General features: G+C 68.2%; 8 protein-coding genes. 5 read left to right on the forward strand and 3 right to left on the reverse strand.

Annotated features, from left to right (window positions below; genetic code table 11):
* The first annotated feature begins 109 nt into the window (after positions 1-109).
* The 5 genes from OXG83_09740 to OXG83_09760 all read left to right on the forward strand — a co-directional run bounded on the left by OXG83_09740 (position 110) and on the right by OXG83_09760 (position 10,569).
* Entirely contained in the window at positions 110-3,499 is a 3,390-nt protein-coding gene (locus OXG83_09740) for a S41 family peptidase (GenBank protein MCY3965312.1), read from the forward strand.
* A 15-nt stretch (positions 3,500-3,514) separates the two neighbouring features.
* Positions 3,515-4,966, forward strand: a complete 1,452-nt coding sequence (locus OXG83_09745) for a PQQ-binding-like beta-propeller repeat protein (GenBank protein MCY3965313.1) — start codon at positions 3,515-3,517, stop codon at positions 4,964-4,966.
* A gap of 88 nt (positions 4,967-5,054) precedes the next feature.
* Complete coding sequence (locus tag OXG83_09750) at positions 5,055-7,298, forward strand: glycosyltransferase (GenBank protein MCY3965314.1); 2,244 nt, start codon at positions 5,055-5,057, stop codon at positions 7,296-7,298.
* A gap of 53 nt (positions 7,299-7,351) precedes the next feature.
* Complete coding sequence (locus OXG83_09755) at positions 7,352-7,876, forward strand: hypothetical protein (GenBank protein ID MCY3965315.1); 525 nt, start codon at positions 7,352-7,354, stop codon at positions 7,874-7,876.
* Between the two features lie 38 nt (positions 7,877-7,914).
* Positions 7,915-10,569 carry a sulfatase-like hydrolase/transferase gene (locus tag OXG83_09760; GenBank protein ID MCY3965316.1) on the forward strand — a complete coding sequence of 885 codons (2,655 nt, stop codon included), beginning with the start codon at positions 7,915-7,917 and terminating at the stop codon, positions 10,567-10,569.
* 13 nt (positions 10,570-10,582) lie between these two features.
* On the opposite strand, the gene OXG83_09765 is transcribed toward OXG83_09760, so the two are convergent.
* From OXG83_09765 to OXG83_09775, 3 genes are read right to left on the reverse strand one after another with little or no spacing between them, the layout of a single operon-like run.
* Positions 10,583-12,340, reverse strand: a complete 1,758-nt coding sequence (locus tag OXG83_09765) for a purine/pyrimidine permease (protein MCY3965317.1) — start codon at positions 12,338-12,340, stop codon at positions 10,583-10,585.
* Between the two features lie 7 nt (positions 12,341-12,347).
* Complete coding sequence (locus OXG83_09770; GenBank protein ID MCY3965318.1) at positions 12,348-14,216, reverse strand: ABC transporter ATP-binding protein; 1,869 nt, start codon at positions 14,214-14,216, stop codon at positions 12,348-12,350.
* On the reverse strand, positions 14,213-16,090 hold the full coding sequence (locus tag OXG83_09775) for an ABC transporter ATP-binding protein (GenBank protein ID MCY3965319.1): 1,878 nt from the start codon (positions 16,088-16,090) through the stop codon (positions 14,213-14,215). The genes OXG83_09770 and OXG83_09775 overlap by 4 nt, the downstream gene beginning before the upstream one ends.
* Positions 16,091-16,149: the final 59 nt, after the last annotated feature.

A 16,149-nucleotide genomic window follows, 5' to 3' on the forward strand; every position in this document is an offset into this window, starting at 1 on the left:
AAACCGTGAACGAGCCCGCACGTACATCGATTCGGCGCCGCGGCGAACGTGAGACAATGCCGCGGCGCCGCTCGCCTGCAAGCGCCACCCTTGCGACCGGAGATTGCCCATGATCGTGCACCGTCAAGCCTCGCCCGCCAACCTGCTCGCCGCCGCGCTGAGCGCCGTTCTCTGCACGGCGCCGGCGCTCTCCCAGACCGGCGAACCGACCAGGCTGCTTCGCTTCCCGGACCTCTCCGGCGACCGGATCGCGTTCACATACGCCGGCGACATCTGGCTGGCTTCAACCGATGGCGGGACGGCGACCCGGCTCACGTCCCATCCTGGCCTCGAGCTGTTCGCCAAGTTCTCGCCGGACGGCCAGTGGATCGCCTTCACCGGCCAGTACGACGGCGACGAACAGGTGTACGTCGTACCGACCACCGGCGGCGCGCCGCGACAACTGACCTTCTACCCAGCCGCCGGGCCGCTGGCGCCGCGCTGGGGCTACGACTACCAGGTCTATGGCTGGTCTCCGGACGGCAAGTCCGTGCTGTTCCGGTCACTCCGCGACGGCTGGGATCTGGGCGATACCAAGCTCTTCCTGGTCGACACCGACGGCGGACTGCCCCGGGCCCTGCCGATGCCCGAGTCGGGCGGCGGCGATCTCTCGCCGGACGGAAAGCGCGTCGTCTACTCACCGGTGACCCGGGACTTCCGGCACTGGAAGCGCTACGAGGGCGGCTGGGCGCAGGACCTCTGGATCCTCGACATCGACAGCCTGGAGTCGATCCAGGTCACGGACCACAAGCGCTCCGACCGCGACCCGATGTGGATCGGCGACACGATCTACTTCTCGTCGGACCGCGACGGCACCCTGAACCTCTACGCCTACGACACGGCCTCGGGCGACATCGAGCAACTCACGAACGAAGACCAGTGGGACGTGCGCTGGCCCAGCGCCGACAAGGCGAACCGGCGGATCGTCTACGAGAAGGCCGGTTCGCTGGAGGTTTTCGACGTGGCGTCGGGCAGCGCTCGGCCGGTCCCGGTCCACGTGCCGACGGACCAGCTCGCCCGCCGGCCGAGCCGCGTGTCCGCAGCGAACCGGGTCTCCGGCTACTCGCTCAGCCCGAAGGCGAACCGGGCGGCCTTCTCCGCCCGCGGCGACATCTTCAGCGTGCCCATCGAGCACGGACCGACCCGCAATCTGACCCACTCTTCAGGGGCCAACGACGGCGACCCTGCCTGGTCTCCGGACGGGCGGCGGATCGCCTTCACGTCCGACCGCACGGGGGAGACGGAGATCTGGGTCGTCAGCCAGGACGGCAGCGGCGAACCGGTGCAGCTAACGGAAGGCAGCGTCGGACGCCACTACAACAATCTGCTCTGGTCGCCCGGCAGCGACCGGATCGCCTTCATCGATCAGCAGGGCCGGCTCGGCATCGTCGACGCAACGGACCGCAGCGGCGGGGACGCGGCGACCGGATCGCCGGAGATCATCGAGGTCGCCGACGATTCCCGCCCCTTCGGAACCAGCTACGACTGGTCCCCCAACGGCGACTACCTGGCCGTCGGACTCGGCGATCCGAACGAGTTCGGCTCGATCCACCTGTTCGAGGTCGAGAGCCGGACGCTCACCCGCGTCACGTCGGAGCTCTGGAACGACTTCTTTCCCGTCTTCGATCCCGGCGGCGACTACCTCTACTTCCTCTCCGACCGCCAGTTCCAGCCCCAGATCGGCAGCTTCGAGTACAACTACGCCGCCGATCGCGAGACGTACATCTACGCGCTCGCCCTGCGCGAGGACACGCTTCACCCCTTCCCGCCCCGCAGCGACGAGGTGGAGATCGAGGACGAGGAGGAAGACAGCGACGCGGACGGCACATCCGAAGACGACACGGACGGCGAGGAGCACGAGACGGACGGCGACGGCGAGAGCCACGACGGCAAGGACGAAGACGACGAGGAGCGCGACCGCATCGATCTCGACGGTCTGGCAGGGCGCGTCGCCCGCGTCCCGGTCGACGCGGACAACTACTTCGGCCTGGGCGCGACCGAAGGCAAGCTGCTCTACGTCCGCGGCGGCGCCGGCTACCTGGGCCGGTCCTCCGACGTCCAGACCGAGGTCTTCTCGTACGACCTGAAGGGGCGCGAGAGCAAGAGTCTGGCCAAAGGCATCGGCGGCCTGGTCTTGTCGTCTGACCGCAAGAAGCTGCTGGTCAGCGAGCGCGGCAGCTTCCGGCTCCTCGACGTAGGCGGCGGCGAGGCGAAGACCCTGTCCCTCACCGGCCTGACTGTCGACCGCGTGCCGGAAGAGGAGTGGGCCCAGATCTTCGACGAGGTGTGGCGGCGGTTCCGGGACTTCTTCTACGCCCCGAACATGCACGGCTACGACTGGGAGGCGCTGCGCGAGCAGTACCGCCCACTGCTCGCCCACATCGGCCATCGCAGCGACCTGAACTACCTGATGAGCGAGATGGTCGCCGAACTGAACGTCTCCCACGCCTATGTCAGTGGCGGCGACTACGAGGTCCCCGATCGGCCTCGCGCGGCACTGCTCGGCGCCCGCTTCGAACTCGACCAGGACGCCGGCCGCTACCAGATCGCTCGTATCTTCGAAGGCCAGAACGAGGAGCCCCGTTACCGCTCGCCGCTCACCGAGATCGGCGTCGGCATCGACGAGGGCGACTACGTCTTCGCGATCCAGGGCCGCGAGCTGACGCCGGCGACGAACCCGTTCCAGCTCCTACGCGAGGCCGGGCGCGGACCGCTCGAGCTGACCGTCGGGTCCAGCCCCGACCGAAGTGAGGCGCGCCAAGTCCTCGTCGATCCGATCGCGAGTGAGGATGCGCTGATCTACCTCGCCTGGACCGAACGGAGCCGCCGGATCGTCGAGGAACTCGGCGGTGGCCGGATCGGCTATCTCCACATCCCCGACATGTCGGCTAGCGGCATCCGGGAGTGGATCAAGTGGTACTACGGCCAGGTCCGCAAGGACGCGATGGTCGTCGATGTCCGCTCGAACGGCGGCGGCAACGTGTCGCCGATGATCATCGAGCGGTTGCGGCGCGAGACGCTGATGCTCGACTTCGAGCGCAACCGGGACTCCGTCGACACGTCGCCCGGCGGCGTCTTCCACGGTCACCTCGTGTGCGTGATCGACGAGGACACCGCCTCAGACGGCGACCAGTTCGCGTACCAGTTCCGCCGCGCGGGCTTAGGGCCGATCGTCGGCAAGCGGAGCTGGGGCGGCGTGGTCGGTATCTACGGCCGGGCGCCGCTCATCGACGGTGGCTCCGTCAACGTGCCCGAGGCCGGCTCCGCCGATCCCGAGGGCAACTGGGTGATCGAAGGGTACGGCGTCGACCCGGACATCGAGGTCACGAACCTGCCCCGGGACATTCTCGAAGGCCGGGACCCGCAACTCGCGAAAGCCGTCGAGCTTCTGCTCGAGAAGCTGGCGGAGGATCCGCGGACGCTGCCCGGCCGTCCAGCCGACCCGATCAAGACGCCATAGCGTCAGGAGAATCCCGTGTCGAAGAATCTCTACTATCTCCTCGCCGCAACCCTGGCAGCAGCGCCCGCGATTGCGGCGGAAGCCAACGACTGGCCCGGCTTCCGCGGCGCCGACGGCAGCGGCATCGCCCGCTCTGGCCCCGGCCCGGCGGCCGACCTCGACCTTGACCGTCACCTGCTCTGGAAGGCGAAGATCGAGGGCCGCGGCCACTCGTCGCCCGTGGTCTCGGACGGCAAGGTGTTCCTGACAACGGCGATCGTGGGCGACGTGATCCCCGGGGCCGGCCCGCCCGACCACACGTTCGACGGACGGCCCTTCCGCCATCCACAGTCGGTCGACGGCAATCGCCACCACACGATGAAGGTGATCGCCCTGGACGCCGACCACGGCGACCTGCTCTGGTCTCACACGGCCTACGCCGGCCGCGTCTACGACGACCGCCACTCCTCGTCGTCCTACGCCTCGCCCACGCCGGTCACCGACGGTGAACGGGTCTACGCCTACTTCGGTTCCGAGGGCGTCTACGCGTACACGGTAGGCGGCGAGCCGGTGTGGGAGCGCGACATCGGCGACATCAAGACGGTCGGACTCGGAGTCGGCACCTCGCCGGTGCTCCACGACGGCCTGCTCATCATCCTGGCCGACGAGGACAGCGGCGACGACTCCTTCATCGTCGCACTCGATGCCGCCACAGGCGAGGAGGTCTGGAAACACGACCGGCCGGTGCAGGCGAGCTGGGCCACCCCAGTCCTGGTCGAGCACGAGGGGCAGAAGCAGTTGCTGACCAGCGGCTACGAGTTCGTCATCGCCTACGACCCGGCGGACGGCAGCGAACTCTGGCGGGCCACCGGCCTTCAGAACAACGCGATCCACATCCCGATGACGGTGGACGACCTGGCCGTGTTCACCTCCGGATATCCGGGCAAGATCGCTTTTGCGATCCGGCTCGACAGCCGCGGCGATCTGACGTCGCCTCAAGCTCCTCCGGTAGAGGACCAGGGAAGCGGCGAAGCACTTCTCGACCGTACGGCTGATCGAGACGATGACTCCGGTAGCTTCGACCCGCGAATCTGGACCTACCGCAAGGGCACCGGCTACGTACCCTCGAACCTGCTGTACGACGGCCTCCTCTACCTGACCAACGACGGCGGCGTGATTACCTGCCTCGACGCGCGCACCGGCGAAGTCGTCTACGAGGGCGGACGGCTGCCGATCCGCGGCCGCTACTCGGCCTCCATGGTCGGCGGCGGCGGTCGCATCCTGATGGTCAACACGGACGGCGACGCGGCGCTCTTCCGGGCCGGACGGGAGCACGAGGTGCTCGGCAGCTTCTCGCTCGGCGAGTCGGTCTGGGCGACGCCGGCGATCGTCGGTGACCGGCTCTACATCCGGGGCCGCGAGCACCTGTTCGCGCTCGGTCCGGCCGGCAGCGAGGCCGACTCGACCGGCGGCGGCAACGCACACTGACCCTCCACTGGGTGCGCCGGCCCTCTGGCCGGCATCCGCCGAAGGCGGCTTCCGGCGTAGGGCACGAGCCGCAGTAGCCTGACGCCTCATGAACTCCGCCCGTATCGCCGTCCTTCTCCCCTGCCTCAATGAGGAGGCGACGATCGCCGCTGTCGTGGCAGCGTTCCAGCGCGCACTGCCGGACGCTCACATCCACGTCTGCGACAACGGTTCCGACGACGGCACCGCCGAAGCCGCCAGGGCGGCTGGCGCCACCGTCGTCGCCGAGCCCCGGCGCGGCAAGGGCCGGGCCATCCGGCGCCTGTTCCGCGAGGTGGACGCCGACATCTATCTGATGGCCGACGGCGACGGCACCTACGACGCCAGAAGCGCCGGCCACCTCGTTTCGACTCTCCAGGAACACGATCTCGACATGCTCGTCGCGGCCCGCGAGCGGGCCGACGCGCATGCGTACACGCCGCTGCGCCGTCTCGGCAACCGCCTGTTCACGGCCCTTGCCCGCTGGCGCTGCGGCCCCGGCGTCCACGACCTCCTGTCCGGCTACAGGGCCTTCTCCCGTCGATTCGTCGAACGCTTCCCCGCGCACTCGGACGGTTTCGAGATCGAGACCGAACTGACCCTCTTCGCCGCTTCGTCGGATCTCGCCTGGGACGAGATCGAGTGCCCCTACTTCGCAAGGCCGGAGGGGTCGGCGAGCAAGCTCAAGGCGTTCCGCGACGGGTTTCGGATCCTGCACACGCTCCTGTTCTCGCCTCCGCCCGGCAGCCTGGAAACGTCGACTGTCGGCTCGCACTCCGTACCCGCCACAGCGGGGGCCGCCCGGCCCACCCGGCCGCGCCTCGGCGCCCTCCGCGGCGCCGCCCTCATCGGCGCCGTGACACTCGCCGCCACCATCGTCTTCCTGGCCCTCAACGGGTTGGCCGTTCGCGCCGACCCGGAGCCCGTCGTCGAGGCGTTGCGCGTGTCCTACGAGCACCCGGAGCGCACTCTCGAAGACTCGGCCGAGCGCTTCAACGACTGCCTGCTCAGCCTGATGGCGCTCGACCGCGGCGCTTCGACCTGGGAGCGGACCGTCTCACCGCGGCGCGTGTACCGCTACACGAGACCGCAGCGACCGTGCGACGCGCTTGAGCAGCGGCTCGACCAGGGCGCCGTCGACGACTCGGACTTCCTGACCGTCTTCTACCACCAGTACTGGGCCGGCCAGCGGGTCATGCTGCAGTGGCTTCTGCCGTGGACCGGCGTCAACGGGCTCCGAAGTCTCCTGGAGGCGCTCACATTCGTCCTGCTGGGCATCGGTCTTGCCGGAGCCCTGGTACTGGCGGGAGCGGTGGTCACCGCACCCCATCCCTGGGACCGCGAACCCCGGGACCGGAAACTTCCAGCTCGCGTCCGGCGAGCGCTAGGCCTGCCGACCGCTGAAGACGAAGCGACGAGCCGGCTGCTGAAGCGCCAGACCCTGTTCCAGCCCACCGCCTACGCCGTACTCTTCGTCTGCCTGCTCCTCTTCCTGGACCTCGGCGACCGCGCCGGCAGTTTCACCACCGGGGCGTCGAACGTACTGACCCTGTCTCTGCTCCTCGCGGTGCCGGTCCTGCGGATCGCTTCCTGGAAGCCGGAGCACCAGGTCCTGCTCTTCGGCGGGTTCGGCGCCCTGATCGCCTACCACGAACTGCTCTTCGGCAGCGCCCTGATCGGGCTTGTCGTTCTCTTGCTCGCACTCGCGACCGCTCCGCTACCGTCCACGGTCCACGACGTCCAGCGGAGTCAGCATCTCGGCGATCCCCGGACCTGGCGCCGACGCCTGCTGATCCGCGGCGGCGCCGCCTACGTCGGCTGCCTCTCCGCCGTCTTCCTGCTGCGGGTCGTACTCGCCGAACTCGTCTTCAGCGAACCCGTCCTCTTCAAGTTCTGGGACCAGCTCACCCACCGGCTCTACGGCGCCGCGCGGAGCTCGATCCACCCGGAGATCGACCCCTTCTACGCGGGCCGGCCGACTGTGGAACGGTTCCTCGACCGGCTCGAAAACAACCTCGGCACCGTCGGCCTCGGCTCACAGGTTCTGGCTCTTGTCCTGATCGGCCTCACGGCGGTCACGCTGATCGCAGCCACCCTCTACGTCCTCCGCCACTGGTGGACGCTTGAAGACCCCTGGCGCTGGGCCGGCATCCTCGCCGCCGGCTGGTCCGTCCCGGCGTGGTACGCCATCTTCTTCGCCCACACGATGGCCCACGTCCCGGTGATGATCCGCCTGCTGGCGCTGCCATACGCGGCGGCGACCATCCTGATCGCCGGCACCGCGGTGTTCGGCCGGCGGTCCGTGGCTGCTTGAGATCCCGGAGTGGGGCGGCTGGTTTCTCGGAGTCGACAAAGGAGAAAGCAACCATGAGGGCATATCTCGACTTCGTCAGCGGAACTCTCGTTCTCGGCCTCACGCTGGCAACGACCCTCGTTCTCTTGTTCGCGGTGTTCCCGGCGCTGCCCATCGGAGGCGAAATGCTCGATGTAAAGGCGGGCTACACCCACCCGGAGGTCATCGCCGAGATGGAAAGCTACGGCGACCAGGGGCGGCGAGTGTACGCATGGTCCGCAGCGACGTTGGACTCGTTGCTGCCGCTCGTCTATGCCAGCTTCCTGGCCGGAATCATCTTCCGCTTCCGGCCAACGGAACGGGCCTGGAGGCTGGCCTATCTGCCCCTGGCGGCGGGAGCGCTCGATCTTCTCGAGAACCTCCAGATCATCGTCATGCTGACTCGTTACCCGGACCTGTCCGCGGGGCAGGTGGCAATCGCGTCGCTGTTCACCCGGTCGAAGGGGTCCGCGCTACTGCTTTGCCTCGCGTTGGCCGTGGTGCTGGCGATTGCCGCGGCCGTCCGGCGCGGGCGCCGGGCGGCTGACCGGGCTCCATAGCCGCAGACCAGCGCTGGGCGGCTGCTAACTTGACGTCCATGCACACCAAGACCCGTCTCGCGATCGTCCTGCTGGTCGGCTTGGCCCTGGTCTCGACGACCGGCGCGGTCTTCGCCCAAACACCCGCCCAACCCAACATCATCGTCATCCTCGCCGACGATCTCGGCGTCGAGACGCTGGGCACCTACGGCGGCACGTCCTACGAGACGCCCGAGCTAGACCGCATCGCCGCAGAGGGCGTGCGGTTCGAGAACGGCCACTCGCAGCCGCTGTGCACGCCGACCCGGGTCAAGCTGATGACCGGGCTGCACAACTACCGGAACTACCGGGAGTTCATGTACCTCGACCCGGCCGACGTCACGTTCGCCCATGTGCTGGCGCAGGCGGGCTACCGGACGGTGATCTCGGGCAAGTGGCAGTTGACGAACAACCTCTACGTGGTTCACGAGGGCGCCTCGCCGCAGCAGGCGGGCTTCGACGAGCACCGGCTGTGGCAGCTCCGGCGGGAGGGCCGCGGCTCACGCTACTGGGGGCCGACCCTGGTGACGAACGACCGCAAGGAGACCTGGGGCGACGACGTCTTCGGGCCGGACCTGACGAACGACTTCGTGCTCGACGCGATCGACGAGCACGCGGCGGCGGATCCCGCGACCCGCAAACCGCTCTTCATCTACTACCCGATGGCCTTGCCCCACGACCCGTTCGTGACGACGCCGCACCACCCGGACGCGGGGTCGAACCAGGAACGGTTCGCGGCGATGGTGGCCTACATGGACCACCTGGTGGGCCGGGTACGGGCGAAGCTCGTCGAGCACGAACTGGAACAAGACACACTGCTGCTGTTCATCGGCGACAACGGCACGTCGACCCGGATCACGTCGGTCCGCAAGGGCCAGGAGGTCCCCGGCGGCAAGGGGCGGTCGCTCCAGACCGGAAGCCACGTGCCCTACCTGGCCTGGTGGCCGGGCACGATCCCCGGCGGGCAGGTGAACGAGACCCTGGTCGACGTCGGCGACGTCTTCCCGACCCTGGTCGAAGCGGCCGGCGCCGGTCTGCCGCCGGGCCTCGACGTCGACGGCGAGAGCCTGCTGCCGATGCTCAAGGGCGGCGCGGCGCTTGAACGGGATGCCCTGTTCATCCACTACGAATCCCGCTGGTACGCGGGCCCTCCGGCGCGCTACGCCTTTGACGAACGCTACAAGCGCTATAGCGACGGCCGCCTGTTCGACCTCGTCGCCGACCCGAACGAGCAGTCGCCGCTCGATCCGGCGAACCTCGCGCAGGAGGACACCGCCCGCGTCGAGGCGATTGACTCCCTGCTCGCCTCCAAACCGGGAGCGATCCGCACCGCCGGCGCCTGGCGGCCGCCGACGGCCGGCGTGAACCGCTGGACGCCGCCCGCCCACCGGCCGAACATCCTGCTGTTCATCGCCGACGACATGACGTTCAGCGACGCCGGCGCCCTGGGCAACCCCCAGGTGCACACCCCGAACCTCGATCGTCTGGCCGAGCAGGGGACGACCTTCACCCACATGTACACCGCCACCGCCATGTGCTCACCCACCCGGCACATGCTCTATACCGGCCAGTACCCGGTGCGAAGCGGCGCCTACCCGAACCACGCCAGGGCGAACCCCGGCACGAAGAGCGTCGTCCACTACCTGACCGGCCTCGGCTACCGCGTCGGTCTGGCCGGCAAGTCGCACGTGGCGCCGGAAGAGGTCTATCCGTTCGAGAAGGTCGCGGGGCGCGACCTCGACCCCGGACGGATCGGCGATTTCATCGGCCGCGACGGGGAGCAGCCGTTCGCCCTGATCGTCGCCTCGACCGAGCCCCACCAGCCCTGGAACAAGGGCGACCGGTCCCGCTACGACGCGGCGTCGCTCGAGCTGCCGCCCTACTTCGTCGACACGCCGGAGACCCGCGAGGCGCTCACCCGCTACTACGCCGAGATCACGTTCATGGACGGCCAGCTCGGCCGGGTCCTCGACCTGCTCCGGGAGCACGCCGCGCACGAGAACACGCTGACCATGTTCTACAGCGAGCAGGGCATCAGCGGCCCCCTGGCCAAGTGGACGCTGTACGAAGCCGGTATCCGCACCTCGCTCGTCGCCCGCTGGTCCCGCAGGATTCCGGCCGGCGAGACCTCAGCCGCGCTGCTCCAGATCAACGACCTGTTGCCGACCTGGATCGAGGCCGCCGGCGGCGCCGTACCGACCGAAATCGAAGGCCGGAGCATGCTCGGCCTGCTGCTGGAGCCGGGCCCGAAGCACCGCGACGTCGTCTACGGCATTCAGACCACGACCGGCATCATCGCCAACCTGGAGCCCTACCCCATCCGCTCCATCCGCGACGAGCGCTACAAGCTGATCTGGAACATCGCGCACGAGAACCGCTTCACCAACCTGGTCACGGAGGAGAACCGCGACGGTTTCTACTTCTCGTGGCGGGAGGCCGGTGAAACGGACGCTGCCGCCCGGGCGTTGTACGAGCGCTACCAGCACCGCCCGGAGTTCGAGTTCTTCGATCTCGCCGAGGATCCGCACGAACTGACGAACCAGGCAGAGGCGCCGGAGCACAGGGAGCGGCTCGAGGCGCTGCACACGAAGTTGCAGGCGTGGATGAAGGATCAGGGGGATCTCGGGCTACAGACCGAGATCGAGGCGCCGGACCATCAGTCGCGGCCGCGATAGCGCCACGCTGAACTCATCGCGCCTGCGTTGCCGTCACCCGAACCGTGACCACGTCGGTGTCGTGGTACTGGTGGTGCCGCACGGACGACGCGTAGTGGCGCAGCAGTCGCAGGGAAACCTCTTCCTCCACTGGTCCGCCCGCCGCCGGCTCGCCGAGGACCGCTAGCTGGTCTTCGAGGTTCGTCGCATTGGTCGCGGCGACGAACTCCAGCACTGCCTCCTCCCTGTCCCCGTGACCGATCAGCAGCAGGTCCCGTTCGTCGTCGTCGGTTCGCTGGTCGTCCTGCTGGATCAGCAAGAGAAGCGTCTCCTCGCCGACCGCCCGGACCCGCTCGACCATCTCCTCGGACCATCGACCGCGCTTGCCGACTGTGGTCAGAAAGGCGTCGACCTTCCGATAGGCGTCGGCGTTCAGCGAGACCCTGAGGCGTCGGCGGCGCGGCCCGGTCAGTTCCTCGAAGAGGGTCAGGGCGATCACGATCGCTCCGCCGACCGTCATGCCGTTGCCGAGCAGTTCGCTCCACGACCCCTGGAAGTACTCGGGGAAGATCCAGTCGAGCTGAAACGCGACGCCGAGCCAGAACGCCACGCCCACGATGAGACCCCTGCGGTAGTCGAGGCCTTCGTGCATGAGGATCTTGACGCCAAAGATGAAGAGAAGCGCGACAAGCACCAGGTAGTAGGCGGCCACCACTGGCCCCGGTATCGCGATGAGAGCGGCCATGAACTTCGGGACGAAGGCGAGCCCGACGAAGATGACCCCGACGAAGACGCCGACGGCACGGGCCGCCACGCCCGTGAGCTCGACGATCGCGATGCCCGTCGCGTACGTCGTGTTCGGCACCGTGCCCGCCAGGCCCGACAGCAGGTTGCCGACGCCGTCGGCCGACATCGCGCCCTGAATCGAGCGGAAGTCGATCGCCCGCGGCTTGCGCCAAGACGCCCGTTGAATGGCGATGCTGTCGCCGAGCGTGTCCATGGCCCCGACCAGGGTCAACATCACGAACGCCGGCAGGAGGGCCCAGAACTCGGGTCCGAAACCGAAATCGAACCCGGGATAGGCGAACTGCGGCAAGCCGATCCAGGCCGCTTCGCGCACGCCCGCCGTGTCGTAGATTCCGAAGGCCAGCCCCCCGATCGCGCAGCCGGTCACGATCCCGATGGCAGGCGCCCACAACCGCAACGCACCGGACGAACGGAGCACCATCAGCGTGATGACGAGCAGCGTGCCGCCCGCGACCACCGGCGCGGCCGCCGGCACCGCGCCTTCGGGCACGTCGGCCAGCTTGCGCAGGATGACCGGAGCCAGCGTCACCGGAATCAACATGAGCACGGTGCCGGCCACCGTGGGCGTGAAGATCTTGCGCAACAGGGACAGCTTGGCGGCGAGGACGAACTGGAACAGGGACGAGACGACGACCAGCGTCGCCAGCAGGCTCGGCCCACCCTGCTCCAGAGCCGCGATGCAGATGGCGATGAACGCGCTGCTGCTACCCATGAGCAGCACGTAGCGGGCACCGATGCGCCCAACGCCGACGGCCTGGACGACGGTGGTGATTCCGCTGATGCCCAGCGCCGCTCCAACCGCCCAGGAGAGATAGGCGTCGCTGCCGCCCGCGAGGGTGATCATGATCGTCGGACCCAGCACGATGCTCGGGACGGCCAGCATCGCGAGCTGCAGCCCAAGCCCCAGGCCGAGCGCCCCCGGAGGCTTCTCGTCGGGTTCGAACCGAACGTGCCGCCGCTCTTCCGTCTGTTGGGTGGACGCCATGGGAGGGCTACGCCGCCGTCTCCTGCTGCGCGTACTGCAACTGGTAGAGGCGCCAGTAGACGCCGCGGCGGTCCAGGAGTTCGTCGTGGGTGCCGTGCTCGCAGATGGCGCCGTGGTGGAAGACGTAGATGCGATCGACGTCCTTGATCGTCGACAGGCGGTGGGCAACGACGATCGAGGTCTTGCCCGCCATCAGATGGTGGAGGGCGTCCTGGATCAGCGCCTCGGTCTCGGTGTCGACACTGGAGGTGGCTTCGTCGAGGAGCAGGAGTTGCGGCTCCCGGGCCAGGGCGCGGGCGAAGGAGAGCAACTGCCGCTGGCCGGTCGAGAAGTTGACGCCGCGCTCGCTGACCTTGTGCGCCCAGCCGTTCGGCAGCCGCTCGATCAGGTCGTCGACGTGGGTGGCGCGCGCCGCCTCGTCCACCACGTCGTCGGCGACGTCGCGGCCGAGGACGATGTTGTAGCGCAGGTCGCCGTCGAAGAGGAAGACGTCCTGGAGCACGAAGGCCATCCGCCGCCGCAGTTCGGGCTTCGGGATGTCCCGGATGTCCGTGCCGTCGACCCGGATCGATCCCTCCTGCAGCTCGTAGAGGCGCGCAAGCAGCTTCAGCGTCGTCGTCTTGCCGGATCCGGTATGACCGACGATCGCCACTCTCTCGCCGGCGCCGACGCGGAACGAGACGTCGCGAAGCACCGTCTCGGAACCGTAAGCGAACGTCACGCCGTCGAACTCGACCTCGGAGCCGGCCGGCTCCGCCCCCATCGCGGCCGCCTCGCCCCGCGCGGGCAACTCCACCTTGCCCTCGGGCTCCCGCGGCTCGTCCAGGAGCTGGAACACGCGCTCGGCGCTCGCCATCGACGACTGCATGACCGAGTACTTCGCCGACAGGTCCATCAGCGGCCGGAAGAACCGGCTCATGTAGTCCGAGAACACGTAGATCGTGCCGAGCGTGACGTCGCCCAGGCCCACCAGCTGCGCGCCGTACCAGAAGATGAGCGCCCGGGTCAGGTTCGTCGCCAGGTCGACGGTCGAGAACAGCAGGGCGTCGTACCGGATCGAGCGCAGCCAGGAATCCCGGTGGGAGGCGTTTTCGCGCCTGAAGTCCTCGAAGTTCCGCCGTTCGCGGGCGAACAACTGGACCACCTTCATGCCGGAGATCGTCTCCTGCAGGTGGGCGTTGAGGCGCGCGATCTTGACCCGCACCTCCCGGTAGGCCTGCCGCACCTTGTAGCGGAAGATCACCGCCGCAATTCCCAGGACCGGCACCAGGGCCAGCGCCGCCAGCGCCAGCCGCGGGTCGATTGCGAACAGCATCGCGAGGATGACGACCATGACGAACACGTCGGCCACCATCGCGATGACGCCAGCCGAGAACATCTCCGCCAGGTGCTCCAGGTCGTTCGTGAGCCGCGTCACCAGGCGGCCGACCGGGTAGCGGTCGAAGAAGCGCATCGGCAACCGCTGGACGTGATCGAACAGCGTCCTGCGGACGTCGCGCACCGTGCGCTGGCCGAGCGAAATCATGGTGAAGGCGCGCAGCCAGTCGACGCTCAACGTGACGATCGAGATGAGGAACACCAGCCCGAACATCCAGGCCAGGGGCCCCAGTCCCAGGCGCGGCACGACGAAGGGCGCCATCCACCCGACTTCCGTCGTCGCCACTCCCTCGGTCAGGTAGTTCAACGCCGCACCGACGACCAGCGCCGGCATCAACTCGAGGAGGGCGCGCGGCGGAATCATCGCGAAGTTGAACGCGATCCAGCCGCGGTAGGGCCGCATGAACGGCCACAGCCGCTTGATCAGTTCCGTGTCGTAGACCTTGCCCAGGTCCCGCTCGCGGCCGAGTTCGGCAGCCTCGCTCCGCTCCTCGCTCATGACGGCTTCTCCAGAGGCAACCGCTGCTGCACGGAAGCGGCCGCGGCCCGGACACGGGCGGCGGGTTCCGGCACCGCCGCACCGCCATCGCCGAGCTGAAGCTCTGACAGGAGCTGCTGGCGATGGTGCAGGCGGGCATAGAAGCCGCCCAGCTCGACGAGCTCGCGGTGGGTCCCGCGCTCGGTGATCCGGCCGTTCTCGAGCACGACGATCTGATCGGCGTGCCTCACGGCCGAGATCCGGTGCGCCACGATGAAGCAGGTGCGGCCGCGGCGCCGACCCTCGAGGTCGCCGAGGATCGCCTCCTCGGTGCCGTGGTCGACGCTCGAGAGGGAGTCGTCAAGAATGAGGATGGACGGACGCAGGATCATCGCGCGCGCCAGGGCGACGCGTTGGCGCTGACCGCCCGACAGGGTGACCCCGCGTTCGCCGACGACTGTGTCGAAGCCGTCCTCGAACTCCTCGATCTCCCGTTCGACCTGGGCCCGGGCAGCCGCCCTCCTCACCTCCGCGAGGTGAGCGTCGGGTACGCCGTAGCGGATGTTCTCGGCGACGGAGATGGAGAACAGGAAGCTGTCCTGCGGCACCATGGCGATGCTCGAACGGAGCAGATGAACCGGCATCAGGTTGAGATCCACGCCGTCGATCAGGATCGCGCCGTCGTCGACCTCGAGCAGCCTCGGCACGAGGCTGACCAGGGTCGTCTTGCCGGAACCGACGGGGCCCACGATGCCCACCGTAGTGCCGGCCTCGGCGACGAGATCGACGTCCTTGAGCGCCGGCACGTAGCTCCCCGGATAGGTGAACGTGAGGTTCCTGAACTCGACCCGGCCGGCGATCTCCGCGATGTCAGCCACGTCTTCGTGGTCGCGAATCGACGGCACGATGTCGAGGACGGAGCCCAGCCGCTCCAGCGCCGCGAGGCCGCGCTGGGTGATCGACACGACGAAGCCCAGCATCATCATCGGGAACGTCAGCATCGCGATGAGGCCCCAGAACAGCCACAGGTCCTCGGCGCCGAGTTGCCCGGTCTGTACCCGCTGGCCACCCAGCCACAGGACGACGGCAGCCGAGAGGGACGGCACCAGGCCGACGCTGGCGAACATCGTCGTCTGCATGACCCCGACCTTCATCATCCGCCGGAACAGCTCCTGGTTCTGGTCCTCGAAGCGGTCGCGCTCCAGGTCGGACAGGTCGTAGGCCTTGACCACCAGCGCGCCCGACGCGTTCTCCTGCACGACCGTCGAGACCTTGCCAAGCTGCTCCTGGCCGGCCAGGTTGGCCTGGAACATGTAGCGGCTGTAGTGGCGCGTGATCAGGACGAAGAGCGGGAAGGGCGCCAGCGCCCAAAGCGTCAGCGTGGCGTCCACCGGCAGCAGCACGATCAGGGCGCCCGCGAACAGCACCGGCGTCTGCAGCAGGTTCAGCAGACCCATTCCTAAGAACATCCGGATGCTGTTGATGTCGTTCACGGCCCGCGACATGAGATCGCCCGTGCGGTGAGCGAGGTAGAAAGACTGCGGCAGGCTCTGGAGGTGCGTGAAGTAGTCGTTACGGATGCGGAACTCGATCTGCCGGCCGATGTTGAACATGACGGTGCGTGAGTACAGCCGCGCCAGAGCCAGACACACCGAAGCGACGACCAGCCAGAGGATCGCTCGCCCGACCTCCTCGGGGGCATTTTCGAACGCGGCGACGATGCTCCGGATCGACAGCGGAATGAGCTGAAAGAAGAACGCGTAGAGGAGGGTGAGAACCCCGCCCAGACCGTAGGCGCCGGGCGCCAGGCGCATGTACGCCAGCAGGCGGCGGAGCGGCTTGTCTGCCAGTGCCGAAGCACCCTCCATGGCGCCGGACCATAGCAACGCGGCCACGCTGGTTTCCTCTCTCTTGCGGTAGGCTGCCGCGGCTTTCTCCGCTCCAGGCGCCTATC

The organism is Acidobacteriota bacterium, assembly GCA_026707545.1.
In the GTDB taxonomy this organism is placed as follows: Bacteria; Acidobacteriota; Thermoanaerobaculia; order Multivoradales; family Multivoraceae; genus Multivorans.